Origin of the sequence: Phenylobacterium sp. LH3H17 (genome assembly GCF_024298925.1) — a bacterium.
Taxonomy (GTDB): domain Bacteria; phylum Pseudomonadota; class Alphaproteobacteria; order Caulobacterales; family Caulobacteraceae; genus Phenylobacterium.
Map to the genome: position 1 here is coordinate 3,587,217 of NZ_CP101283.1, position 23,674 is coordinate 3,610,890.

General features: G+C 69.6%; 25 protein-coding genes. 6 read left to right on the forward strand and 19 right to left on the reverse strand.

Going from position 1 to position 23,674, the window contains the following annotated elements:
- Positions 1–75: 75 nt before the first annotated feature.
- Positions 76–555 (forward strand): MarR family winged helix-turn-helix transcriptional regulator, encoded by a 480-nt coding sequence (locus M9M90_RS17705; RefSeq protein ID WP_254834557.1) that lies wholly within the window; start codon positions 76–78, stop codon positions 553–555.
- Here the strand turns inward: M9M90_RS17705 and M9M90_RS17710 are convergent.
- Genes M9M90_RS17710 through M9M90_RS17720 form a run of 3 tightly spaced genes read right to left on the reverse strand, consistent with a single transcriptional unit; the run spans position 515 to position 2,397 of the window.
- Positions 515–967, reverse strand: coding sequence for an NfeD family protein (locus tag M9M90_RS17710; protein ID WP_254834558.1), 453 nt, complete (start codon positions 965–967; stop codon positions 515–517). The two genes, M9M90_RS17705 and M9M90_RS17710, sit on opposite strands and share 41 nt — an antisense overlap.
- A gap of 11 nt (positions 968–978) precedes the next feature.
- Positions 979–1,956 carry an SPFH domain-containing protein gene (locus M9M90_RS17715; RefSeq protein WP_254834559.1) on the reverse strand — a complete coding sequence of 326 codons (978 nt, stop codon included), beginning with the start codon at positions 1,954–1,956 and terminating at the stop codon, positions 979–981.
- Positions 1,957–1,986: 30 nt separating this feature from the next.
- A complete protein-coding gene (locus tag M9M90_RS17720) occupies positions 1,987–2,397 on the reverse strand; it encodes a TIGR02301 family protein (protein ID WP_254834560.1) in 411 nt (136 codons plus the stop codon).
- A 109-nt stretch (positions 2,398–2,506) separates the two neighbouring features.
- Here M9M90_RS17720 and M9M90_RS17725 point away from each other — a divergent pair, with 109 nt between their 5' ends.
- Entirely contained in the window at positions 2,507–3,046 is a 540-nt protein-coding gene (locus M9M90_RS17725; RefSeq protein ID WP_254834561.1) for a YbjN domain-containing protein, read from the forward strand.
- A 166-nt stretch (positions 3,047–3,212) separates the two neighbouring features.
- Here the strand turns inward: M9M90_RS17725 and M9M90_RS17730 are convergent, their stop codons facing one another.
- Positions 3,213–4,130, reverse strand: a complete 918-nt coding sequence (locus M9M90_RS17730; protein ID WP_254834562.1) for a LysR family transcriptional regulator — start codon at positions 4,128–4,130, stop codon at positions 3,213–3,215.
- A gap of 111 nt (positions 4,131–4,241) precedes the next feature.
- Here M9M90_RS17730 and M9M90_RS17735 point away from each other — a divergent pair, with 111 nt between their 5' ends.
- A complete protein-coding gene (locus tag M9M90_RS17735; protein ID WP_254834563.1) occupies positions 4,242–4,940 on the forward strand; it encodes a pirin family protein in 699 nt (232 codons plus the stop codon).
- A gap of 95 nt (positions 4,941–5,035) precedes the next feature.
- On the opposite strand, the gene M9M90_RS17740 is transcribed toward M9M90_RS17735, so the two are convergent.
- Together M9M90_RS17740 and M9M90_RS17745 are read right to left on the reverse strand one after the other, a co-directional pair.
- Positions 5,036–6,013: a nitronate monooxygenase family protein gene (locus tag M9M90_RS17740; protein ID WP_254834564.1), complete on the reverse strand. Its 978-nt coding sequence runs from the start codon at positions 6,011–6,013 to the stop codon at positions 5,036–5,038.
- Between the two features lie 127 nt (positions 6,014–6,140).
- Complete coding sequence (locus M9M90_RS17745) at positions 6,141–6,926, reverse strand: SDR family NAD(P)-dependent oxidoreductase (RefSeq protein WP_254834565.1); 786 nt, start codon at positions 6,924–6,926, stop codon at positions 6,141–6,143.
- 143 nt (positions 6,927–7,069) lie between these two features.
- Between M9M90_RS17745 and M9M90_RS17750 the strand changes: the two genes are divergently transcribed.
- The gene (locus M9M90_RS17750; protein ID WP_254834566.1) at positions 7,070–7,861 is read left to right on the forward strand and encodes a glutathione S-transferase family protein; all 792 of its coding nucleotides are present in this window, start codon (positions 7,070–7,072) and stop codon (positions 7,859–7,861) included.
- A gap of 2 nt (positions 7,862–7,863) precedes the next feature.
- On the opposite strand, the gene M9M90_RS17755 is transcribed toward M9M90_RS17750, so the two are convergent.
- The 8 genes from M9M90_RS17755 to M9M90_RS17790 form a co-directional block, all read right to left on the reverse strand.
- Entirely contained in the window at positions 7,864–8,622 is a 759-nt protein-coding gene (locus M9M90_RS17755) for a sterol desaturase family protein (RefSeq protein WP_254837159.1), read from the reverse strand.
- 136 nt (positions 8,623–8,758) lie between these two features.
- Positions 8,759–9,838: an AraC family transcriptional regulator gene (locus M9M90_RS17760; RefSeq protein ID WP_254834567.1), complete on the reverse strand. Its 1,080-nt coding sequence runs from the start codon at positions 9,836–9,838 to the stop codon at positions 8,759–8,761.
- A gap of 8 nt (positions 9,839–9,846) precedes the next feature.
- The gene (locus M9M90_RS17765; RefSeq protein WP_254834568.1) at positions 9,847–10,644 is read right to left on the reverse strand and encodes a 3-hydroxybutyrate dehydrogenase; all 798 of its coding nucleotides are present in this window, start codon (positions 10,642–10,644) and stop codon (positions 9,847–9,849) included.
- Between the two features lie 4 nt (positions 10,645–10,648).
- Positions 10,649–11,449 carry a peroxide stress protein YaaA gene (gene yaaA / locus M9M90_RS17770; RefSeq protein ID WP_254834569.1) on the reverse strand — a complete coding sequence of 267 codons (801 nt, stop codon included), beginning with the start codon at positions 11,447–11,449 and terminating at the stop codon, positions 10,649–10,651.
- A 7-nt stretch (positions 11,450–11,456) separates the two neighbouring features.
- Positions 11,457–12,866 carry an FAD-binding oxidoreductase gene (locus M9M90_RS17775; protein WP_254834570.1) on the reverse strand — a complete coding sequence of 470 codons (1,410 nt, stop codon included), beginning with the start codon at positions 12,864–12,866 and terminating at the stop codon, positions 11,457–11,459.
- Positions 12,867–12,888: 22 nt separating this feature from the next.
- Positions 12,889–13,854 (reverse strand): L-threonylcarbamoyladenylate synthase, encoded by a 966-nt coding sequence (locus M9M90_RS17780; protein ID WP_254834571.1) that lies wholly within the window; start codon positions 13,852–13,854, stop codon positions 12,889–12,891.
- Positions 13,785–15,038 carry a YceI family protein gene (locus M9M90_RS17785; RefSeq protein WP_254834572.1) on the reverse strand — a complete coding sequence of 418 codons (1,254 nt, stop codon included), beginning with the start codon at positions 15,036–15,038 and terminating at the stop codon, positions 13,785–13,787. The genes M9M90_RS17780 and M9M90_RS17785 overlap by 70 nt, the downstream gene beginning before the upstream one ends.
- A gap of 7 nt (positions 15,039–15,045) precedes the next feature.
- Positions 15,046–15,651: a YceI family protein gene (locus tag M9M90_RS17790; RefSeq protein WP_254834573.1), complete on the reverse strand. Its 606-nt coding sequence runs from the start codon at positions 15,649–15,651 to the stop codon at positions 15,046–15,048.
- 81 nt (positions 15,652–15,732) lie between these two features.
- Here M9M90_RS17790 and M9M90_RS17795 point away from each other — a divergent pair, with 81 nt between their 5' ends.
- Positions 15,733–17,475 (forward strand): acyl-CoA dehydrogenase, encoded by a 1,743-nt coding sequence (locus tag M9M90_RS17795; protein ID WP_254834574.1) that lies wholly within the window; start codon positions 15,733–15,735, stop codon positions 17,473–17,475.
- Positions 17,476–17,643: 168 nt separating this feature from the next.
- Here the strand turns inward: M9M90_RS17795 and M9M90_RS17800 are convergent, their stop codons facing one another.
- The 3 genes from M9M90_RS17800 to M9M90_RS17810 all read right to left on the reverse strand — a co-directional run bounded on the left by M9M90_RS17800 (position 17,644) and on the right by M9M90_RS17810 (position 20,678).
- A complete protein-coding gene (locus tag M9M90_RS17800; protein WP_254834575.1) occupies positions 17,644–18,876 on the reverse strand; it encodes an esterase-like activity of phytase family protein in 1,233 nt (410 codons plus the stop codon).
- 31 nt (positions 18,877–18,907) lie between these two features.
- Positions 18,908–20,089, reverse strand: a complete 1,182-nt coding sequence (locus M9M90_RS17805; protein WP_254834576.1) for an amidohydrolase family protein — start codon at positions 20,087–20,089, stop codon at positions 18,908–18,910.
- A 106-nt stretch (positions 20,090–20,195) separates the two neighbouring features.
- Positions 20,196–20,678 carry a peroxiredoxin gene (locus tag M9M90_RS17810; protein ID WP_254834577.1) on the reverse strand — a complete coding sequence of 161 codons (483 nt, stop codon included), beginning with the start codon at positions 20,676–20,678 and terminating at the stop codon, positions 20,196–20,198.
- A gap of 115 nt (positions 20,679–20,793) precedes the next feature.
- Here M9M90_RS17810 and M9M90_RS17815 point away from each other — a divergent pair, with 115 nt between their 5' ends.
- On the forward strand, positions 20,794–21,363 hold the full coding sequence (locus M9M90_RS17815) for a YqgE/AlgH family protein (protein WP_254834578.1): 570 nt from the start codon (positions 20,794–20,796) through the stop codon (positions 21,361–21,363).
- On the opposite strand, the gene M9M90_RS17820 is transcribed toward M9M90_RS17815, so the two are convergent.
- Both M9M90_RS17820 and M9M90_RS17825 read right to left on the reverse strand, forming a co-directional pair.
- Positions 21,360–23,018 carry a bifunctional diguanylate cyclase/phosphodiesterase gene (locus M9M90_RS17820; protein WP_254834579.1) on the reverse strand — a complete coding sequence of 553 codons (1,659 nt, stop codon included), beginning with the start codon at positions 23,016–23,018 and terminating at the stop codon, positions 21,360–21,362. The two genes, M9M90_RS17815 and M9M90_RS17820, sit on opposite strands and share 4 nt — an antisense overlap.
- Before the next feature lie 31 nt (positions 23,019–23,049).
- On the reverse strand, positions 23,050–23,661 hold the full coding sequence (locus M9M90_RS17825; protein WP_254834580.1) for a GNAT family N-acetyltransferase: 612 nt from the start codon (positions 23,659–23,661) through the stop codon (positions 23,050–23,052).
- Positions 23,662–23,674: the final 13 nt, after the last annotated feature.

The following is a 23,674-nucleotide window of genomic DNA, read 5'->3' on the forward strand; positions in this document are numbered from 1 at the left end:
TTGTTCGGATAGCGGTCTTGACCGTGGGGAAGGAGTCGCCATCTAGTTCAAGATTGAACGACTGGAGGGGGCCCCATGCCGCCAGCCTTGAAAGACCGTCCCGATGTCGCCGTGTTCAACGAGATCGGGATCATCGAACACCTGATGCGCCACGCGGTGACCGACCACCTGCCGCCGGGCGTGACCTACGCCCATTTCGAGATGCTGCTGAATTTCACGCGGTCAGGCGACGGCCAGACGCCCGCGGAACTGGCGCAGGCGATGATGATGACCAAGGGCGCGATCACCAACATCCTGCAGAAGATGGAGGCGCTCGGCCTCGTCTGCGTGCTGGCCGACGTGAAGGACCGCCGCAAGAAGCGCGTGCGCCTGACCCGGGCCGGCGCCCAGGCCTATGAGCAGATCCTGCGCGACATGAAGTGGCAGATGGACGCCCTGCGAGAGGGCTTCACCGACAACGAGTTCCGCCAGGCCCTGCCGTTCCTGCGCTCCCTGCGGACCTTCCTGGAGGAGATCAGCGAGCAGCCCGAACCCGAAGCCTCGAGCCTCCGCTGAGGCCGATCACCTCGACATCGCCCCCGGCCGACAGGCTCTCGCCCTCGTCCAGCTCGGCGGCCCACTCCTTGCCGTCGATGAGCACCCGGCCCGAGCGCCCGTCGAACGGCGCGGCGGCCTTGCCGCGGTGGCCGACCAGGCGGGCGACATTGTCGTTGATGTCGGCGCCCTCCTCGGCCTTCGATGGCCAGAATCGGCGCGCCAGCAGGGTCGAGACGATGGTCAGGGCGGCGAACAGGCCGATCTCCTGGGCGGTCGTGTCGAGCACGCCGCTCAGCAGGCCGACGACGCCGGCCGAGGCCGCGGGCCACAACAGCCAACCCGAGCCGAAGGCCACCTCGACCGCGAGGATCGCGGCGCCCAGGGCCAGCCAGACCCAAAGCGCGTGATCGGCGTAGATCTGGGCGAACATGTCCATGCTCCTTAAGCTCCGGTGGGCGGAACCGCCGGGCGGCGTGCGGCCGGCGGCGCGGGCGGTCTTGGCGGCGGCGGCGCGTCGCTCTTGATGAACTTCACCAGTTCGCCCACCCCGGCCAGCGAGCCGACCAGGGCCGACATCTCGGCGGGCACGATGACCGTCTTCTGATGCGGGCTCTCGGCCAGCTTGGCGAAGGCCTCGACATATTTCTGGGCGACGAAATAGTTGATGGCGTTGACGTCGCCGCGCGCGATGGCCTCCGACACCATGGTGGTCGCCTTGGCCTCGGCCTCGGCCTCGCGCTCGCGGGCCTCGGCGTCGCGGTAGGCGGCTTCGCGGCGGCCCTCGGCCTCTAGGATCGCGGCCTGCTTGGCGCCCTCGGCGCGGGCGATGGCGGCCGACTTCTCGCCATCCGCCTCGGTGATCACCGCGCGACGCTCACGCTCGGCCTTCATCTGGCGGGCCATGGCGTTGGTGATGTCCGGCGGCGGCATCAGGTCCTTGATCTCGATCCGCGCGACCTTGACCCCCCACGGGCTGGTGGCCGAGTCGATGACGTGCAGCAGGCGGGTGTTGATCTGGTCGCGTTGCGACAGCACCTCGTCCAGCTCCATGGAGCCCACCACCGTCCGCAGATTGGTCATGCAGAGCTGAGCGATGGCGTAGTTGAGATTGTCGACCCGGTAGGCGGCCGCGGCGGCGTCCATCACCTGGATGAAGACGATGCCGTCGACCTTCACCACCGCGTTGTCCTTGGTGATGACCTCCTGCTGGGGCACGTCGAGAACCTGCTCCATCATGTTCATCCGCCGGCCGACCCCTTCGATGAACGGCGTCAGGAAGGCGATGCCGGGCTTCAGCGTGCGGGTGTATCGGCCGAACCGCTCGACGGTGAACTCGCGCCCCTGGGGCACGATCTTGATGGCGGCGAACAGGATCACCAGCGCCAGCACCAAGAATACGAGTGAAGCGGTAAGCTCCATGACAACCTCCCCGAGAACCTGAGGCGAAGCTTAACGCGGGCGGGCGGGCTCCGCCACGTCCGTCGGGGGCTCAGGGTCCACGACCGGAACGGCGACCTTGGCGCGGGCCAGACGCGCGGAGAGGTCCCGCCCGTGGCCGGCGACCACGGCCTGGGCGCGCTTCACGCCGGGCCCACAGCGGGAAAACTCGCTACGCCGGGCGACGAAGCCCGCGTTGAAGCCCTCCTTGATCTGCCGGTCCAGCCCGGCGTCGGGCTGCTCGGCCTCGACCAGTCGGATCATCCGGTTGCGCCAATACTGGTCGCCGGTCCCGGAACAGGCCTGGCGCAGGGCGTGGCTCTCGCCCAGCACATAGGCCAGCTCCGCCAGGGTCTGGCGCCCGTGGGAGCTGCGCTCCTGGGCCTGGGCCGGCAGGGGCGCGAGGGCGAGCAAGGCGAGCATCCAACGCATGGTCCCAGTTAAGGCGGGCGGCGGCGGCTTGTCACGGACCTCGCGCGCCTTATTTCGGTCTGCTAGCCAGGGGACTTGAGCGGCCCTGGAGCCCCGACCGATGCGCCTCGCCCTATTCGCCATCCTCGCCGTCCTGGCCACCGGTCCCGCCGCGGCCGCGCCGGCCAAGCCGGCGGCCGCCAAGCCGGCGACTCCCAAGCCCCCCGCCAAGCCCGGCTTCGAAGCCCGCGACCCGGCCGCGATCGCAGCCCTTCTGGCCGGCGCCGGCGCCAAGACCGAGTCCGCTCGCGGCGGCGAAGGCCAGGTCGCCCTGAAAGTGGTCACCCCCGGCGGCGGTTTCGGGATGCAGTTCGCCAACTGCGACGCCAAGGGCAAGGCCTGCGCGGGCGTGGCCTTCTCCACCGGCTTCGATCGTCAGGCGCCGACTCTGGCCCAGATGAACCTCTTCAACCGCACGCAGTTCGCCTGCCGCGGCTTCACCGGCGAGGACGGCAAACCCAATGTCATGTACTCGACCCTGCTCACCTCGCGGATGACCGCAGAGGACATGAAGCAGCACCTCGGTGTCTGGCAGGGCTGCCTCGGGGCCTTCGCCCAGTTCACCCGTGATCCGGCCGGCTTCCTGGCCGCCAACAGCTAAATGCAACTCAGTTTCTCCCTCAGCGCGCAGCGCGATTTGGGGGAGGTGGCTCGTCGCCGCTTCGCGACGAGACGGAGGGGGTTGAAGCGCTCGAAAGCGAGTCAAGGCCCCCCTCAGTCGGCCATTCGGCCGACAGCTCCCCCAGAGGGGAGCAACTGAATAGGTCTCAGGCGTTCGTGGTCCAGGCCGCCGCCGAGAGCCTCTCCACCAGGAAATCGAACAGCACCTGCACGCGCGCCGGGCGCAGGCGGCCCGGCGGGCTGACCAGGTGCAGGGCCGGCGGCGGCGGGCTCCAGTCGCACATGACCGCCTCCAGCCTGCCGTCCAACAGGTCGCGCCAGCAGATGAACTCCGGCTGCAAGGCCACGCCCAGGCCCGCGCGCAGCGCGCCCCCCAGCGCCTCGGCGTTGTTGACCCGCAACTGGCCGCCCACCGTCACCGTCTCGTCCCCGTCCGTGGCGTGGCTGAACCGCCAGGTCTCCGGACTTTCGACGTTCGAATAGGTGAAGGCCCGGTGACGGGTCAGGTCGCGCGGATGGACGGGCCGACCGTGGGCTTCGAAATAGCCCGGCGCCCCCACCAGCATGATCCGCATCTCGCAGATCCGCCGGGCCAGCAGCGACGAATCGGCCAGCCGGGCGATGCGGAGCGCCAGGTCGTAACCCTCCGCCACCAGGTCGATCTGCTCGTCGGCCAGGTGGAGATCGATCGAGACCTCAGGATAGCGCGCCAGGAAGTCCGGCAGGATCGGGGTCAGATGCAGCAGGCCGAAGGACATGGGCGCGGCCAGCCGCACCTGGCCGCGCGGGATCGCCGACTGGGCCGCGGTCTCCATCTCCACCGCCTCGCCCTCGGAGAGGATGCGGTTGGCTCGCTCCAACGCCGCGCGGCCGCTCTGCGTCAGCGACAGCCGTCGCGAGGTCCGGTGGAACAGGTTGGCGCCCATGCGCGCTTCCAGGCGGCTGACCGCCTTGGAGACCGTCGCTTTGGAAAGGTCCAGCTCTGCCGCCGCGCGGGCGAAGGCGCCGGTCTCGGCGACCTTGGCGAACACGGCCCAGGCTTCGAAGTCGGGGAGTTTCGACATGGCGATTTCCGAAACGATCTGTTTCCATCGTTTCTATTTCGAAACTTCGGGGAAAAGCTACTTGTATCTCAACAGCGGCGCACACCCACGGAGCGACCGGGAGACTGACCGATGATCGACCATCGACCCTTTGAGAGCCTCGGCGGCGCCAACCACGGCTGGCTCGACGCCAAGCACCACTTCTCGTTCTCCGACTACCACGACCCCAAGCGCATGAGCTGGGGCGCGCTGCGGGTCTGGAACGACGACAGGATCGAACCCAATTCCGGCTTCCCGCCGCACCCGCACGCGAACATGGAGATCATCACCTATGTGCGCACCGGGGCGATCACCCACCAGGACAGCCTGGGCAATACCGGCCGCACCGAGGCCGGCGACGTCCAGGTGATGAGCGCCGGCACGGGTATCCGCCACGCGGAATTCAATGTCGAACCCGTCGCCACCACCCTCTTCCAGATCTGGCTGCTGCCCACCAAGGCCGGCGGCGAGCCCTCCTGGGGCGCGCGGCCCTTCCCCAAGGGTGAACGGGCCGGGAAGTTCGTCACCCTGGCCAGCGGCCTCGACGGCGACACCGACGCCCTGCCGATCCGCGCCGACGGCCGGGTGGTGGCCGCGACCCTGAAGGCCGGCGAGAGCGCCGAGTACCAGCTGGGCGAGGGCCGCTACGCCTACCTGGTCCCGGCCACGGGCTCCATCGAGGTCAATGGCGTCACCGCCAAGGCCCGCGATGGCCTGGCCATCCGCGACGAGAAGACGGTGCGGGTCACCGCCCTGGAGGACGCCGAACTGGTCCTGGTCGACGCCGCCTAGGGAGATCGCGCGGCCGGGCGGCCCCACACACCACGTCCGGACTGCTGTGACACCCGCCCTCTTCAGCCCAGAGGGCGGGCGATCTCTTTCCAGCCTTAGGCCGGCTCGCGCTGGCGCAGCTTCGAAGCCCGCTCCAGAGCGGCCTCGGCCTCGGCCACCAGCCGCTGCACGATCTCGCCGGCCGGCAGCACCTCGTGCACCCCGCCCGCCGACTGGCCCATGGCGAAGCAGGACTTGTCGGGATCCAGGCCCTCGATCTGGCCGCCGATCCCGCCCATAACCCCGGCCTGGCTCGACAGCATGGCCTGCATGGGGAAGGGCTGGATGTCCTGCGGCCGGGTCTCCCACTCCTCGACATAGGGGTTCTTGCGCACCCGCATAGGCTTGCCGGAATAGGAGCGCGTGCGGATTGTGTCCTCGTCGGCCGCCTCCAGGATGGTCTGGCGGTAGAGCTCGCCGGCGTGGGCCTCGTCGCTGGCGATGAACCGGGTGCCCATCCAGACGCCGACCGCGCCCAGAGTCAGGGACGCCGCCAGGCCGCGGCCGTCATAGAGGCCGCCCGCGGCCACCACCGGGATCTTCACCGCTTCCACCGCCTGGGCCACCAGCGGCATGGTGCCGACCAGGCCCGTATGACCGCCGCCCTCGCCGCCCTGGCAGATCACGGCGTCGCAACCGGCCTGCTCGGCCTTCACCGCGTGCTTCACCGCCCCGCAGACGACCATGACCTTGAGACCGGCCTTCTTCAGCTTCTCCATGATCGGCATGGGCACGCCGAGGCCGGCCACGAAGCTGGAAGCGCCTTCCTCGATGATGATCTCCACCGAGGCGGTCAGGCTCTCGGGCGAGGCGGCCAGCAGGTCGACCCCGAACGGTTTGTCGGTCAACGACTTCACCTTGCGCATCTCGTCGCGGATGAAGTCGGGCGAGCGGCCGGCCATGCCCAGCACGCCATAGCCCCCGGCGTTGGAGACGGCGGCGGCCAGCTCGGCGTAGGAGACGCCTCCCATGCCGGCCAGCATGACCGGGTGCTTCACTCCCAGCAGGTCGCAGAGCGGAGTATGCAAGGTCATCGAAATCCTCCCGAATTTTATGCCGGGGAGGATGGCGCCGGGCGCGGGCGATTGAAACCGTGACCCGACGTCACCGACCAATCCAATGAGCATGGATGCTCCCCTCCTGGGGGAGCATCTGGAGGGGCTAGAAGATCCCGTAGCCGCCGTCGATCAGGAAGCTGTCGCCGGTGTGGAAGCTGGACGCATCGGAGGCGAGATAGACCGCCATGCCGCCGAAGTCTGCGGGCTTGCCCCAGCGGCGGGCGGGGACGCGCTTGATCACCGCGTCGTTGAACTTGTCATTGCCCTGGGCGCCGGCGGTCATGTCCGTGGCGATCCAGCCCGGCAGGATGGCGTTGGCGCGAACGCCGTAGCGGGCGTGCTCAACGGCGATGGCGCGGATCATCGAGATCACCGCACCCTTGGTGGCGGCATAGGCCTCGTTGCGCGGGGCGCCGTCATAGGCCGAGAGCGAGGAGATCACCACGAGGCTGCCGCCGGCCTTGTCGCCCGACCCGGCGCGCTCGACCATGTGCTTGCAGGCCTCCCGGAAGGTGAAGAACACCCCGTCCAGATTGACCGCCAACACCCGGCGATAGGTCTCGGTGGGGAACTCGGCGAAGGAGGTCGCGCCGCCGCCGATCCCGGCGTTGGCGATCACCGTGTCGATGCGGCCCATCTTGGAGACGGCCTCGACCATGCCGGCGCGGACCGCTTCTTCATCGGCGACGTCGACCACCTGGGACATGACCCGCACGCCCAGGTTCTTCAGCTTCGCCTCGGCGTCGGCGTTTTTCTTGGGGTTGGACCCCCAGATCACCACGTCGGCGCCGGACTGGGCCAGCGCCTCGACCATGCCGAAGCCGATGCCGCCATTGCCGCCGGTGACCAGCGCCACCTTCCCCGTCAGATCGAATGGCTTATATGCCATGGCCGCCTCCCTAGCGTGTTTCGAACATTTGTTCGGAGAAGGACCCCCTGACGCGGGGGCCGTCAAGGCGGGTCGAGACGGGCCGGTCCTGTTGACTTCCCTGCCGTCGGGATCGCGCGATGGCGGCAGGAGGACCTGCCGCCATGCTGACGCTCTATGATCATCCGCTCTCGCCCTACGCTCAGAAGGTCAAGATCGCCCTGCGCGAGAAGGGACTGGCCTTCGAGACGGTGTCGCCCGGCGGCCTGGGCGCCGGCGGGGCCCAGGGCGAATTCGTCGCCGCCAGCCCGCGCGCCGAGGTGCCGGCCCTGGTGGATGGGGAGGTCTCGGTGTTCGATTCCAGCATCATCCTGGAATATCTGGAGGACCGATACCCCGATCCGCCAATGCTTCCGGCCGCCCCCGCCGACCGGGCGCGGGTGCGGATGCTGGAGGAGGTGATGGACACCCACTTCGAGGCGATCAACTGGGGCCTGTCGGAAATCCGCTGGTTCCGCCGGGCCGAGGGGGAACTCGCCGAAGCGCTGTTGGCCAAGGCCGCCGAGCAGACCCAGGGTTTCTTCACCTGGTTGGAGGGCCAGCTCGGCGACCGGGCCTGGTTCAACGGCGAGACCTTCGGCTGGGGCGACCTGGCCGTGGTCCCCTATCTCAACGGCTCGGTCGGCCACGGCAACCCGCCGGCCAAGGGCTCGAAGCTGGCGGACTGGCTGACCCGCGCCAACGCCCGCCCCTCGGTCGCCGCGACGTCCGAGGAGGCCGCCGGCTCGGCCCGCGCCTCGGCCATGCCCAATGTCGCGGAGCTGGTCGAGAAGGGTTTATTCAAGCGCGAGTACCGCGACCACCGCCTGGAATGGATGATCAAGAGCGGCGGCGCCGAGGTCGTCCTGCGCGGCCTGGAGCGCAAGAACATCCGCTTCAGCCCTGACTTCGGCTAGGCCTACTCCGCGGCGATCGCCCGACCGCGGCGGAAGATCGGCCGGCGCACGGCCTGCGCGAACCGGGCCGCATAGTCGGGGTGTTCGGTGCCCATCCACCGGTCCCAGTGGCTGAAATAGAGGCCGTAGTTGTAGCCCGCCTGGGCGTGGTGCAGGTCGTGGTGTGTCACCGTGGTCAGCCAGGGCAGCAGCGGCCGGCCGTCGCGGGTCGCGGGAAACAGCTCGTAGCCGGAGTGGCCGATGGTGTTGCGCACGATCTGGTGCAGCATGAACAGGCCCACGGCAGGCCAGGCCGTGGGGACCAGCAGCACCCAGAGCGGCACGAACAGGGCGTTGATGGCCGCCTCGCCCAGGTCGAAGCTGTAGGCGGTGAAGGGCGAAGGGTTGTTCGACCGGTGATGGCGCCGGTGGAAGACGCGAAACAGGCGCCGATCGTGGATCATCCGATGGGTCCAGTAGAACCAGGCGTCATGGGCCAGCACCATCAGGCCGAGGCTGACCCAGAACCAGACCGGCCCCCAGCCCTGGGCGATCTTGGGCCCATGCAGCACGCCCATACGTTCCAGGCCGAAGGTCATCAGGCCGACGGTGGAGAAGATGGCGATCGAGCGGACCGAACAGCCGAACTCGGTCAGGAGCTGGCGCGCCGAGGGCGTGTCGTCGCGAATCTTTCGGGCCCTCAGCACAGGCGCCAGCAGCACCCAGAGCACCAGCCAGACCCCCACCGCGAAGACGACATAGCGGGTCAGGTCGGTGCGCATATTGGCCAGCCACTGAAGGATGACGGGCGGCAGGTCGGGTTCGAACACGGGGCGATCCTCCGGCGAATGCAAGATGCCGCAAGACTGCTGAGGGAATGTCGCGCCGTCTCGCCGATTGCGAAAACGGCCAGGGTTTTCAGGTTTCGCCGCGAGTTTCGGGAATCGGCGAAGCGCCGGTCTGACGCCAGGTGGTGGGCGTCACGCCGGTCGCGGCCTTGAAGGCGCGATTGAAGGGGCCGAGCGAACCAAAGCCGAGATCGTAGGCGATGGCGGAGACCGGCTTGCGGGCCTGGTCAGGGTCACCCAGCGCCGCCTTGGCCGCCTCGACCCGTCGGGCGTTGACGAAGGACGCGAAGTTGCGATGGCCCAGGACCCGGTTGATCAGCCGGCGCAGCCGATGCTCGGGCAGCGACAGGTGGTCGGCCAGGGCGCCGATGGTCAGGTCCTCGCGCCGCCAGATCTCATCGTCGTCCATGGCGCGATAGAGCCGGGTCAGGGCGGTCTCGTCGATGGCCTCCAAGGCGGGGACGTCGCGCATGGCCGGAGTGATAGCCAGCCGCTCGCCACCCAGGAGGGCCGGGTCCAGCCGCAGCAGGGCCAGCGCCCCTGAGATCGCCAGCGCCGCCAGGGCGAAGGCCTGAAGGAGGGGCATGGGCGGCGGTCGCTCGCCGAAGACCGCGCCGAGATCCCCCGCAGCGGTCAGCAGGACATAGGCCGCCGCCGCGCCCATGACCGGCGCCCGCAGCCGCCGCCGCTGCTCGACGAGGTCGCCGCGCCAGCCGCGCCAGATGACGAAGGCCGCGTGCATCACCAGCAGGATGGCGAAGAGGCCGTAGAGGAGCCAGAAGGCGCCGCGCACCGGACTGGGATCGGGTGAGAGCCGGCCCGCCAGTCCGAGGACGACGGCGACCACCGGCGGGATCAGCCGCTGCGGCGGCAGCTTGGCGTCGTCGCTGAACAGCGTGACGGCGAAGGTCCAGAACATGCCCGAGCCCAGGACCGAGAGCAGCCAGATCACGGCCTCGACCGGTCCCAGCCGCCCTTGCAGGACTTGGCAATTGGCCAGGGAGTGGCCGATGGCGGTCGCGAAGAACACCGCTCCCACCCAGCGGGCCGGCCCTGGCTGGGGCGACAGGGCCATGGCCGCGCCGATCACCGCGAAGACCCCGATAGCGGCGCCGCGCACCAGGCCGTCAAGGATCAGCGGATCGACCATGGGAGGCCCTAGGTCGCCGTCCAGCCGCCGTCGATGGAAAGCGCCGCCCCGGTGGCCGAGGCGCCCATGTCGGAGACCAGGTACAGCAGCATGCCGGCCAAGTGGCCGTACTCGACGAACTGCTTGTTGGGCTGGGCCGCCAGGATCACGTCCTCCATCACCCGGTCCTCGGGAATGCCGCGGGCGATGGCCTGGTCGCCGATCTGCTTCTCGATCAGCGGGGTCTTCACATAGCCGGGACAGATGGCGTTGGCGGTGATGCCGGTGCGGGCCAGTTCCACCCCCAGGCCCTTGGTGAAGCCGACGACGCCGAACTTGGCGGCCACATAGGGCGCCTTGAAGGCCGAGGCGACCAGGCCGTGGGCCGAGGCGATGTTGACGATCCGGCCCCTGCCCTGAGCCTTCATGATCGGGATGGCCGCGCGGCTGGCGTGGAAGGTCGAAGACAGGATCACCGCGATCAGGGCGTCCCACTTTTCCGGCGGGAACTCATCGACCGGGGCCACGTGCTGGATGCCGGCGTTGTTGACCAGGATGTCCAGGCGGCCGAACTCGCGCACCGCATAGTCGATCAGGTCGGTGATCTCCTCGGGCTTGGTCATGTCCGCGCCGTGATAGAGGATCGACGCATTGGTCCGCTCCTGCAGCTTGCGGCGGTCATGCTCGATCTGGGCCGGGTCGCCGAAGCCGTTGAGGATGACGTTCACCCCCTGCTCGGCCAGGGCGCCGGCCAGGGCCTGGCCGATCCCGCTGGTGGAGCCGGTGATGACGGCCACGTGGCCTTGGATCCCATAGTCGACGGCCATGGCGTCAGTCCTTCTTCTTGCGCAGTTGCGAGACCAGCGGCGGCTGGGGTCGCGAGAACACCCACTCGGTATCGGTCGAGGCGCTCTTCTGGAACTTGTAGCCCTCGGAATCGAAGGCCTTGAGGTCGACGGCCCGCTCGATGCGATGGTCGATGGCGTAGCGGGCCATCAGGCCCCGCGCCTTCTTGGCGTAGAACGAGATGATCTTGGACTCGCCGTCCTTCTCCTCGAAGAACTTGGCGGTCACCAGGGGCAGCTTGAGCGCCTTCACATCGACGGCGCCGAAATATTCCAGGCTGGCGCAGTTCACCAGGGTCGGGTCCTTCTGGCCCGCGGCGGCCTCGTTCAGAGCCGTGGCGATCTTGTCGCCCCAGAAGGCGTAGAGGGTCTTGCCGCGCCTGGTCTTCAGCGAAACGCCCATCTCCAGGCGGTAGGGCTGGATGATGTCCATGGGCCGCAGGACCCCGTACAGTCCCGACAGGATGCGCAGGTGCGACTGGGCGTAGGCGAGGCCCTTCTTGTCCAGCTCGCGGGCCTTCAGCCCCGAATAGACGTCGCCGTTGAAAGCGAAGGCCGCCTGCAGGCCGTCCTCCATGGCCGGATCGAAGGCCTGGAACCGCTCGCGGTTGAGCTGCGCCAGGTTGTCAGACAGGTCCATCATCCGCTTGAGGTCGGAGGCCTTGAGCTTCTTGGCGGCCACCGCCAGCTCGGCGATGTCGGCCGCCATTTCCGGCGTGGTCATCGGCAGGACGGCCGCGGGCGCGGTGAAGTCCAGCGCCTTGGCCGGGGAGATGACGATCAGCATGCGGGGCTCAGAACAGGACTCGCGGATTCATGATCCGCTTCGGGTCCAGGCTCTGCCTTATGGCGGTGAGCGCCGCAACCTCGACCGGGCTTTTGTAGCGCCGCGCTTCCTCGGTCTTCATGGCGCCCAGGCCATGCTCGGCCGAGATCGAACCGCCCATGGAGGCCACGATGTCGTGGACGATGCGCGAGCCCTCGCCTCGCCGGGCCGAGTGGACAGCGTCGTCGCCGCCGTCCGGGCGGATGATGTCGTAGTGGATATTGCCGTCGCCCATGTGGCCGAAGGCGGTGACCCGGCAGCCGGGGACAAGGACCTCCATGGCCGCGGTCGCCTGGGTCAGGAAGTCGGCGACGCGGCTCACCGGGACGGACACATCATGCTTCCAGGTGGCGCCCTCGGGCTTTTGGCCCGGCGACTGGTTCTCGCGGATAGACCACAGGGCCCTGGCCTGGGCTTTGGTCTGGGCGACCACCGCGTCGCGGACCAGGCCGTCCTCCAGGCCCTTGGACAGCAGCCGCTCGAGGGCCGCCTCGGCCGCGCCGGGCTCCCCGGACGCGATCTCGATCAGCACGTACCAGGGATGGACCTGCGCCAGGGGGTCGCGCTGGCCCACGATGTTCTTCAGTACGAACTCGAGCCCGCGCCGCCCCATCAGCTCGAAGGCCTCGACCCCGGTCCCGGCCGTGTCCTTGGCGCGCACCAGCAGGTCCAGCGCGGCCTGGGGCGTGTCCACCGCGGCGATGGCGGTGGCGCGCGAGACCAGGACCGGGAACAGCTTCAGGCTGGCGGCGGTGACGACGCCCAGAGTCCCTTCGGCGCCGATCAGCAGCTGCTTGAGGTCGTAGCCCGTGTTGTCCTTGCGCAGGCGCTTGAGCCCATTCCAGACCTCGCCATTGGGCAGCACCGCCTCCAGGCCCAGGACCAGCTCGCGGGTATTGCCATAGCGCAGGACCGCCGTGCCGCCGGCATTGGTGGAGACCACCCCGCCGATGGTCGCCGTGCCTTCCGAGGCCAGGTCCAGCGGGAAGCGCCGGCCCTTGGAGAGCGCCGCCTCATGCACCGCCGCCAGGGTCACGCCGGCCTCGGCCACGATCACGTCGTCGAAGGCGTCGATATCCCGGATGGCCCGCAGGCGCTCGGTGGAGAGCAGGATCTCGCCCAGCGGGATCTGGCCGCCGACCAGACCTGTATTGCCGCCCTGGGGGGTGATCGGCACGCCGGCCTCGAAACAGATCCCGACCACGGCGGCGACATCCTGCGTGGATTTCGGCAGGGCCAGGAACGGGGTCTCGCCCACCCAGCGGTCGCGCCACTCCACCAGCTTGGGCGCCAGGCGCTCGGGATCCTGGCTCCAGCCGCCCTCGCCCAGCACGGCCTTCAGGCGCGAGAGCACATCGGCGGGGACGGAGATGGTCATGCCCTAGCCTAGCCCCTCGCCCCTAGCCGACAAAGCCCGCCGCGCGCTTGAGCCGGTCGTTTATCGCCTCGCCCAGGCCCTCGTGCGGGATGGGCGCGACGGCGATGGCGCGCGGATCGGTGCGGTCGGCCTCGCGCAGATAGCTGAACAGGTTCGCCGCCGCCTCTCGCAGGTCGCCGGACGGGCTGAGATTCCAACGGTGCACGCCGGGGCCGAAGGCCAGATAGGCCTCGCCGGGCTCTGGGCCCAAGGCCTCCAGTCTCACCGGGGCCTTGGGCGAATAGTGGCGCGCCAGGCGGCCGGGCGAGCGCTTGGCGTCGGCCTGCGCCTCGGCCAACGACCCGATCAGGGCTTCGATCTGGGCCCGGGTCACCGCGCCGGGCCGCAGCAGGCGCGGCTCGTCCAGCAAGGCGACCACCGTGGACTCCAGGCCGATCTCGCAGGCGCCGCCGTCGAGAGAGGCGGCGGCCTTGTCGCCGGTCTCCTCCATGGCGTCGGCATAGGTCGTCGGGCTGGGGCGTCCCGACCGATTGGCGGAGGGGGCGACCACCGGGCCGCCGAACGCGGTCAGCAGGGCGCGGGCCAGGGGATGGGCCGGAACGCGCAGGGCCACGGTGTCCAGGCCCGCCCGCGCCAGATCGCAGACCACGGTGTCCTTGGCGATGGGCAGGACCAGGGTGAGCGGGCCGGGCCAGAAGGCTTCCGCCAAGCTGCGCGCCCGGTCGTCGAACACCGCCAGGGTCTCGGCCGTGGCCAGGTCGGCCACGTGGCTGATCAGGGGGTTGAACCTCGGCCGGCCCTTGGCCTCGAAGATCGCCGCCACGGCCGCCGGGTCGGCGGCGTTCCCGGCCAGGCCGTAGACCGTCTCGGTGGGCAGGATCACCAGCCCGCCGTCGCGCAGCGCCTGCGCCGCGGCGGCTAGCGCCGCTTCGCCGTGAGGTCCACCTGGATCGCGACCTTGGCCGGTATCTGGTCTGTGTTCGTCCACTCGCCCTGCCCAACGCCGAAGGCCGTTCGGTCGAGGCTCGTTACACCGCGCAGCCGCGCCGTGTCGCCGTCGATCTTCAGGGTGAAGGGCAGGCTGAGCGGCCTGGTGGCGCCCCGTAGGGTCAGCTCACCCTCGGCGACATATCGGTCGATTCCGGTCTTTCGAAAGCGCCGGGCGGCGAACACCGCCTTGGGATGGGACGCCGCGTCGAGCCAGCCGCCGCTAGGCAGCACCTCGTCGCGCTGGCTGTCGCCGGTATCGGCCGAGGCGACCTCGATCTCCACCCGGGCGCTTGAGCGATCCAGGGCTTCGGGGTCGAACACGATGTCGGCGGTCCAGCGCTGGAAGCGGCCTTCGATGGGGGCGCCGCTGAAGGCCGTGGCGAAGCCGAGCGTCGATCCTGGCGCGACGGCCCAGCGGCTGGGCTCACCCGGAACCGTCGGGATCGGGGCCGGTGCCGGGGCCGGTGTGGCAGCCGTAGGGGTGGACGCCGCGACGGGCGCGGCGGCCGGGGCAAGCCTCGAGGCCCGGACGGGCGGCGAGATCAGCAAGCCCATGGCCACGATCGCGCCAGCGGCCAGGACAATCGCGACCAGTCGTGGCTCCAGCCAGCGGCCGGCCTTGGCGCCGGGCGCCACTCGGGCCAGCACCGGCTCGTCGCGGGAGAAGAGCTGATGCTTCAGAGCGCCGGCCACATGCAGGGCCAGCAGGCCCCAGGTCGCCCAGGCCAGCGACTTGTGGACGCCGTAGGCCACCAGGTTCCAGGCGTTCTTGGCCGGGGCGGCCAGCTCGGCGAGGCCCGGGACGTGCGGCCAGGGGATCGTCCCATAGAGCAGGGTCGGGATGGTGATCTTGCTGGTGGAGACCACGACCCAGCCGCTCAGCGGCAGGCCGATCATGATGAGATAGAAGCCCCACTGGGTGGCGGCCGCCAGCCGTCGCTCCCAGGGCGCCAAGGTCTCGGGCTCCGGCGGCGGCCGGTGAGTCAGGCGCCAGGCGAGCCGCGCGAGGCTGAGGGCCAGGATGGTGACACCCACCGACTTATGCAGCTGGATGAGGCTGAAGCCCTCCAGGGTGGTCCTCAGCCCGTGGCCGCGCCAGCCGAGGATGAGCTGGAAGACGATGGCCGCGGCGATCAGCCAGTGCAGGACGATCGCCACGGCGCTGTAACGGTCTCGAACCACGTGGCCCCTACTTCCTGGTGAACTCGACCTCGAACATGAGGTCCAGATCGTCGCCCGCCATGCTGCTCATGGTGGTCAGGCCGAATTCCGAGCGCTTGATGCGGGCGGTCCCCGAGAAGCCCAGCCGCGTGCCCACGCCCAGCAGGCCCGGTCCGACCCCGTTGAACACCACGCTCAGGTCCACCGGCCTGGTCACGCCCAGGATGGTCAGGTCGCCGTGGACGACGCCCTTGGCGGGCTCGCCCTCCGTCCGGTTGGCGACGAAGGTGATGGTCGGATGCTTCCCGACGTCCAGGTAGCTCGACCCCGTCAGCGTCTTGTCGAAGCCCGGCACATTGGTGCGCAGGGAGGCCGCGTCGACGGTGATGGTCGCCTGGGTCGCGCCCCAGTTGGCGGGATCGTAGGCGAAGCCGCCCGTCAGCTTTTCGAACCGGATGATGAACTTCGAGAACCCGCCCATGTGTGGGACCTGGACCAGCAGGCTGGCGTGGCGCGGATCCAGCGCATAGTCGCCGGCCGGGACGCGGGCCGGGTCCTGGGTGATTGGGTCGGCGGCGGCCGGGCCGACCAGGGCGAGGCCGAGAGCGATTGCGGCAAGCAGGGTCCTGACCATGACGAGTCCCCGGCGCGGTCGCGGCCGGCTTGGCCGCCCCGTCACCTTAGCCTAGAACGCGCCAGCCATGAGGAGTTGCCGATGACCTTCCGCGCCCCGGTCCGCGATCTCGCGCTCGCCCTTCGGACCGCCGGTCACCCGTCCCTGGTCGGCCAGGCCTTCCCCGAGCTGGACGAGGACACCGTCGCCGCGGTGCTGGAGGCGGCGGGGGCCTTCGTGGAAAGCGAGTTGGCGCCCCTGAACCGCAAGGGCGACCAGGTCGGCGCCCGCTTCGAGAACGGCGTGGTCAGCGCCGCCCCGGGCTTCGCGGCGGCCTACCAGGCCTTCGTGGCCGGCGGCTGGAACTCGCTGTCGGCCGATCCCGAGCACGGCGGCCAGGGCCTGACCAAGGCCATGGAGCTGGCCGTCTTCGAGATGGTCCACGCCTCCAACATGGCCTTCGGCCTCTGCCCCATGCTCACCCAGGGCGCCATAGAGGCCCTGGACCTGCACGGGACCGAGCGCCAGAAGCGGCTCGTCCTGCCCAAGCTGGTCTCCGGCGAATGGACCGGCACCATGAACCTGACCGAGCCCCAGGCCGGTTCGGACCTGGCCGCCGTCACCACCCGGGCCGAGCCCGACGGCGAAGGCGGCTACCGCCTGCACGGCCAGAAGATCTTCATCACCTGGGGCGACCACGACGCCGCCGACAATATCTGCCACCTGGTGCTGGCCCGCCTGCCCGACGCCCCGCCCGGCGTGAAGGGCATCTCGCTCTTCCTGGCCACCAAGCGGCTGGTCGAGGACGACGGCAGCCTGGGGATCGCCAACGACCTGCGCGCCGGGTCGATCGAGCACAAGCTGGGCATCCACGGCTCCCCCACCTGCGTCATGCTGTTCGAGGGCGCCAAGGCCGAGCTGGTCGGCGAGGTGAACAACGGCATCGCCCATATGTTCGTGATGATGAACGCCGCGCGCCTGCAGGTCGGCGTCCAGGGCGTGGCCATCGCCGAGCGCGCCTTCCAGCAGGCCCTGGCCTTCAGCCAGGAGCGCCGCCAGGGCCGCGCGGCCTGGTCCGCTGACGGCTCGATCTACGGCCACCCCGACGTGCGCCGCACCCTGCTGCTGATGAAGGCCAAGATCGAGGCCGCCCGCGCGATCTGCCTGACCACCGGAGTCTGCGCCGACCTGGCCCGGCTGGCGCCCAGCGAGGCCGAGCGGACCACCGCGCGCCAGCGCCAGGAGCTGCTGACCCCCATCGCCAAGGCCTGGTCAACCGACGTCGGGGTCGAGGTCGCCTCGCAGGGCGTGCAGGTCCACGGTGGCATGGGCTTCATCGAGGAGACCGGCGCGGCCCAGCACTATCGCGACGCCCGCATCGCCCCGATCTACGAAGGCACCAACGGCATCCAGGCCATCGACCTCGTGGGCCGCAAGATCCCGATGGAGGGCGGCGGTGTCATGGACGCCCTGTGCGCGGAGATGCACGCCACCGTCGCGGACCTGGCCGCAACGCCGGGCCTGGAGGCGGTCGGGGCGCGGCTCGACGCCGGGATCGCGGCCCTGGAGCGGGCCACCGACTGGCTGCTGCAGAACAAGGGCCCCAACGCGCTCACGGCGGCGACGCCCTACCTGAAGCTGGCCGGCGACGTGATCGGCGGCTGGATGCTGGCCCGCCAGGCGCTCGCCACGGCGGCCGGGTCCGACGACTGGTCGCGGAGCAAGTCCGCCCTCGCCCGCCTCTATGCCGGCCAGGTCCTGGCCCAGGCGCCCGGTTTGGCGGACGGGGTGATGGACGGCGCAGGCGACCTGGAAAGCGTCACCGCCCACGCCCTTGGCGGCTAGCGAGAGTCAAAGTCCCCCACAGTCAGCTTCGCTGACAGCTCCCCCAGGAGGGGAGCAACTAGGCTGTGACCAGTTCCTCCCCCAGCGCGCAGCGCGATTTGGGGGAGGTGGCGCGTCGCCTTCTTCGGCGACGTGACGGAGGGGGTTGAAGCGCGCTGACCTCGGCGGCTAAGCCAGCACCGGCTCGTCAAACGTCACGCGAAAGAAGGCGGTCTCGACCCCTTCGATGCCGAAGTCGTTGTCGTTGACCAGGATCAGCTCGCGGTCCGACAGCACGGCCATGCCTTCCAGGTCTGGGGCGATATCCCTGGCCTCGTCCGTGGAGAAGACCAGGGTTTTGGCCAGCATCCGCACGCTGACCGCCGCCAAGTCGCCGGGGTCCATCTCCTCCAGGGTGGGCCGGGTCTCGATGTCCAGGTGCTCGGGCGGCGTCTCGAATCCCGTCAGGTCGACCCGATAGATCTTGGCGGTCCGCGAAATCCGCTCCAGCACCAGCAATCGGTCGGGGCCGAGCCAAGTCAGTTCGCAGATCTTCAGGTCGCCGCGTTTGACGTCACCCTCCCGGGCGTCCCGTTCGAAGCTGCGCGGGCGGTCGAGGGGATAGAGGTACTGTCCCACCACCTGCCCCGTGGCAGCATCCAGCTTCCAGATCCGGACATGGCGCGCGGTCTCCCCGGCCGCCCTCTCGGGATGGGCCAGCGGGCTCTGGAAGGCCGTGTAGAGCCAGGCGCCGTCGGCCGAGGCGGCCACAGACTCGAAACCGCGATTGAGCTGCCGGTGCGCGGCGATGGCCGGCAGCAGGGGCGTCAGCGTCGGATCGCAGTGGCCGGTGACGCCCTGCGGGACCCAACGAGCGGTCACCCGCCCGTCCGGCGCGACCTTCATCAGCGAAGGGCCGTATTCCTCCGCCGCCCAGAAGCTGCCGTCGGCTAGGACCGCCAGCCCCTCGGTGTCGGCCCCGCCATCGGCCTCGCGCAAGGCGCCGTCCAGGTCGAAGGTCGGCTCCATCTCCGCGTCACCCCCGCCCGGCAGGGGCAGGCCCGAGAGCGGCCGCCCGTCGGAGCGCCGCAGCGGTATCGCGCGGACGAACTCGACGGCGGTCCCCACGATCCGCAGTTCGGCGATGGTCGGGCCGAGATCGGGCGTCGGCATGATCTTGGCGCCGTCGATGTCGGCCACGCGTTCCAGATGGTCGAGCCCGTAGTCCCTCACCGCCGCCTTGATCTTGAGGTTCGGGCCCCGGTCGCCGATCGCCCACAGGCGGTCTGGCGGATCGCCCGGCGCCCGCGCCAGGCCAGAGCCGACGCCCAGGGTCACCCGCAGCACGCCCCGCGGCATCGGGATCTCCGCCAGCACCTGGTCGCGCCACTGGAGCCGTTCGACCCTGTATCCACCTGCCATGCGGCCATTGGCGCAGCCGCCGCGGCTTTGTCTAGGCCGCCGCCAGTCCCGGCGCGTCGTGCAGGGCGGGGTCCAGGCCGCGCCCCATCAGGTCGATGAAGTTATCGCGGTAGAAGGCCCGCCTGGCCCGATCCGACGCGCCTTCCAGAGCGTCGTTGAAGCGCTTCAACGGGTTGCGCCCCCCCTCGATGTGCGGGAAGTCCGACGAGAACAGGCACATCTCCTCGCCCGAATTGGCGATGATCCAGGCGGTGTCCTCGTGCGGATACGGGGTGACGCGGAACTGGCGCCGCAAGATCTCGCTGGGCTTGGCCGAGAGCCGCTGCAGCCGCTCCTCCTTGCCGAAGGCCGCGGCGCCGGAATCCATGAACCGCATCAGGCTGGGCAGCCACGAGGCCCCCAGCTCGATGGCCCCGAACTTCAGCCGCGGAAAGCGATCGAACACCCCGTCGAGCACCAGGGCCGACAGGGTCTGCCAGATCGAGAGCGGGATGGTCATGAATGTCAGCGAGGTGAAATTCTCCGCCCCGCCGTGGAAGTCCAGCACCTGGGGACCGCCGTTGTTGATGTAGTCCCTGTGCATCTTTTCCTCCCCGCCGACGTGGAAGAGGATCGGGATGCCGGCCTCCTGGACCACGGCCCAGAGCGGGTCGAGACCGATGTGGCTGGGCGAATGGCCGTTCGGGTGTCGCGAGGGGATGACGATGCCCTTGCAGCCCATGGCGATGGCCTCGCGGGCGATCTCGGGCGCGCGAGCCATATCGATCAGCGGCACATAGCCGGTGGCCAGCAGACGGCGGTCGACAGAGCAGAACTCGCTCATCATCCGATTGTGGGCGCGGGCGGCCTCGACGGCGAGATCGGCCTGGCCCATCTCCTCCAGGCCGTAATTGCTGAGCGAGGCGGTGGTGAACACCAGCTGGCTGGCGAAGCCGAACAGGTCCAGCGCCTTGGGCCGGTCCTGGCTGCGGAAGGCGCCAAGCGCCTGGTAGTTCTTGCGCAGCAGCAGGTTGGCCTCGTCGCCGGCCCGGAACTCCGGGTCCTCCTGCTGGGCCGCGGCCTTCTCGAACCACTCGGGCAGGACGTCCTTCTTCCCGGTCGCCTCGACGAAGGCCTCCCGGACCTTCGGGTCCAGATAGCGATGGAGCGTGCCGGGCAGCTCCATCACATGGCTGTCGGCGTCGTGGATGGTCTGGCCTTCGACGTAGGGCATGGCGTCCTCCCGGCGACCTTGTGGTCGCTCGCCGCGAAGTGTGCGGACGCCGGGATACCGGAGTCAAGAATGGCGGAGGCGCGTCGGGAGCCTCCGCCTCCTTGTCCTAGAGCTGAGCCAGCAGATAGTCCGCGGCCGAGACCTTGAACTCGCCGCCCTGCTCCACATTGAGCTCCTTCACCACGCCGTCGTCGACCAGCATGGAATAGCGCTGCGAGCGCGCGCCCATGCCGAACTTGGAGCCGTCCAGCTCCAGGCCGACGGCCTTGGTGAAGTCGCCGTTCCCGTCGCCCAGCATGATGATGTCTTCGCCCACGCCCTGGCTCTCGCCCCAGGCCTTCATCACAAAGGCGTCGTTGACCGAGAGGCAGACGATGCTGTCGACGCCCTTGGCGCGGAAATCGGCCACATGTTCCTTGAAGCCCGGCAGGTGGCGGGCCGAGCAGGTCGGGGTGAAGGCGCCGGGCACGGCGAACAGGGCGACCTTCTTGCCCGCGAACACGTCGTCGGTGCTCATCGGCCGCGGGCCCTCGGCCGTGCCGGCGGCGAATGTGGCGGCGGGCAGCTTGTCGCCGACTTTGATGGTCATCTTGTTGTCTCCCGAATGAAGTTCCGCAGCAGATAACGCGGATGCGTTCGTCTTCAACGCCCTTATCTCGCTTCCAGGCTTGAAAGCGCCGCGTTCCGGCTCAAATCTGCAAGGAATGGAAGACGGTTCGTTTCTCTCCGGCCAGATCCTGATCGCCATGCCGGGAATCGGTGACCCGCGGTTCGAGCGCGCGGTGGTGCTGATCTGCGCCCACGACGAGAGCCACGCCATGGGCATAGCCGTGAACCGGCCGGTCGAGGGCCTCACCGTCCCCGACCTGCTGAAGCGGCTTGAGGTCAAGTCGACCATCGAGATCCCGCCTGACCTGGTCCTGATGGGCGGACCCGTGGAGCGCGAACGCGGCTTCGTGTTGCACACCAACGACTACATGGCCGGCGACCACAGCCTGCCCATCGGCGACGACGTCTCGCTCACCGCCACCCGCGAGGTTCTGGAGGCCATGGCCGGCCACAACTCCGCCCCCAGGCGGTCGCTGCTGGCCCTCGGCTATGCGGGCTGGGGACCAGGTCAGCTGGAGCGGGAAATCCGCGAGAACGTCTGGCTGACCTGCGAGGCAGACGAGAGCCTGATCTTCGACGGCGACCATGCGCAGAAATGGAGCAAGGCGCTGGCCAAGCTTGGCGTGGACGCCAGCCTGCTCAGCGCGACCGCCGGGCGAGCCTAGCCGCGGGCCTTCACGGGCGCGGCGCCGTCCACATAGCTCTCGTTGAGATAGACCTCGGCCTCCTGCGGCGACAGCGCCGGGGCGTAGCCGAAGCCCTGACCGTAGTCGCAGCCGAGCGACAGGAGCTGGCGGGCCATCTGGGCGTTCTCGACGCCCTCGGCCACCACCTCGAGGGCGAGGTCCTGGCCAAGCTTCACCACCGAGGAGACGATCTTCGCCGAGCCTTCGTTGGTGGCCATGGTGCGCACGAAATATCTATCGATTTTCAATGTATCGAACGGCAGCCGCGTCAGGTAGCTCAGCGACGAGAAGCCCGTGCCGAAGTCGTCCAGGGCCAGGGCCGCGCCGGCCTCGCGCAGGTTGCGCAGGACCACGGCGGCGCGATCCGGGTCGCGCATGACGTCGCCCTCGGTGACCTCCAACTTCAGCGCTCCCGGCGGCAGGCCGGTCTCCTTGCGGATGGCCATGACGTCGGAGATCAGGTCTGGCCGGTCGAGTTCGCCGGTCGATAGGTTCACCGCCACGGTGAGCTCTCCGGCGGCGCGGTGGTCGCGGCGCCAGACGGCGAGCTGGTGGCCGGCCTCGCGCATCATCCGCGCGCCCAGCTCGCTCATCAGGCCCATCTCCTCGCAGAGCGGCAGGAACTGGTCGGGGGTCAGCAGGCCGCGCCGGCTGTGGCGCCAGCGGACCAGGGCCTCGAAGCCCGACAGGGCGCCGGTCGAGAGCCGCACGATGGGCTGGTAATAGGCCACGATCTCGCCGCGCCCCATGGCGCCGCGCAGATCGCTTTCCAAGGCCAGGCGCGACAGGCCGTCGCTCTCCAGGCCGCGGCCATAGGCGGCGGCCCCGCCGCGCCCGCCGCTCTTGGCGGACTCGACGGCCAGCTCGGCGCGGCGCAGCAACTCGGCGGCCTCGGGGGCATCCTCGCCGCCGACCGCCTCGACGGCGCCGATGGAGAGGGTGGGATGGATATCGAAGCCCGCCACCCGCAAGGGCTGCTCCAGGGCCTGGCGGAGGATCTCCGCGGCGCTCGGCCGGGAGGTAGGAGCCAGGACCGCGAATTCGTCCTCGCCGACCCGGGCCAGCAAGGCGCCGGGCGGGAAGGCGGCGGCCAGACGCGAACCAAGCGCGGCCAGGACAAGGTCGGCCCGCTCGTGGCCGAGGGCCTCGTTCAGGCGGCGCAGACGGTCCAGGTCGGCCACGACCAATTCGTGATTACCCGGCGACTGGAGCTGTTCCCGGGCGCGGGTGACGAAGCTCTTGCGATCCAGCAGGCCGGTAAGATGGTCGAGGTCCGAGGCGGCGAACTTGGTCTCCGGCGCGATCACGCCAGCGGCGCGCAGCCCCTCCTCCAGCCAGACGCCGCGCCAGATGCAGACGCCGCCGCCGCGCATACGCAGGCGCACGGCGATCTCCGAGCCGGGATCTTGCACCCGCAGGACATCGTCGGCCATGGCCCGGTCCTGGGGCAGGGCCAGCGCGCGCATGGCGGCGGAGGAACATTCCGGGGCGAGCGGACCCAGGCCAAGCGACCGCGAGGCCCCGGTCAGGCGCAGACGATCCTTCTCCGGCTCCCAAAGCCAGAGCACCACATCGGCGGCGCCCAAGGCTTCGAGCGTCGTGGTGGCGTCCCAGATCCAACGATCGTTCGGCATCGCCTCAAGACGCTACAGGTCAACGCGTCGGTCAGACCGACACTCCGTCGTCCGGCGCCTCATGCGCCCGCAAGGGCGACACCAGGCCGAACAGGACATGGTCTCGCCAAACGCCGTTAATTTTCAGATAAGCCGAGGCGAGCCCCTCTTCCCTGAACCCGGCCCGGTTGAGCAGCCGCCGCGAGGCGTCGTTGGAGGGCAGGCAGGCCGCCTCCAGCCGGTGAAGCGCCAGGGTGCGGAAGGCGAAGACCGTCAACATCCGGACGGCCGCCAGGGTTTGTCCTTGTCGGGCAAAGGGTTGGCCGCACCAATAGCCCACCGAACCCATCTGGGCGACGCCGCGGCGGACATTCGAGAGGGTGATTCCGCCAGTGAGCGCGTCGTCGGAAGCCCGGAAGACGAAGAACGGATAGGCCGTGCCCGCCTCCCGGTCGCGGGCGTAGGCGGTCAGTCTGCGTCGGAACGCCGCACGGCTAAGGTCGTCGACCGGCCAGGTCGGCTCCCACGGCTGGAGGAAATCGCGCGAGCGCGCGCGCAGGTCGCGCCACTCGGCATAGTCGGTCGCGCGGGGCGGGCGCAGGCGCACGCCCTCGCCGTCGATGCGAAGGCCGCTCTCCGGCGCGATCCAATCCAGCAGGGCCATGACCTGAAAATCG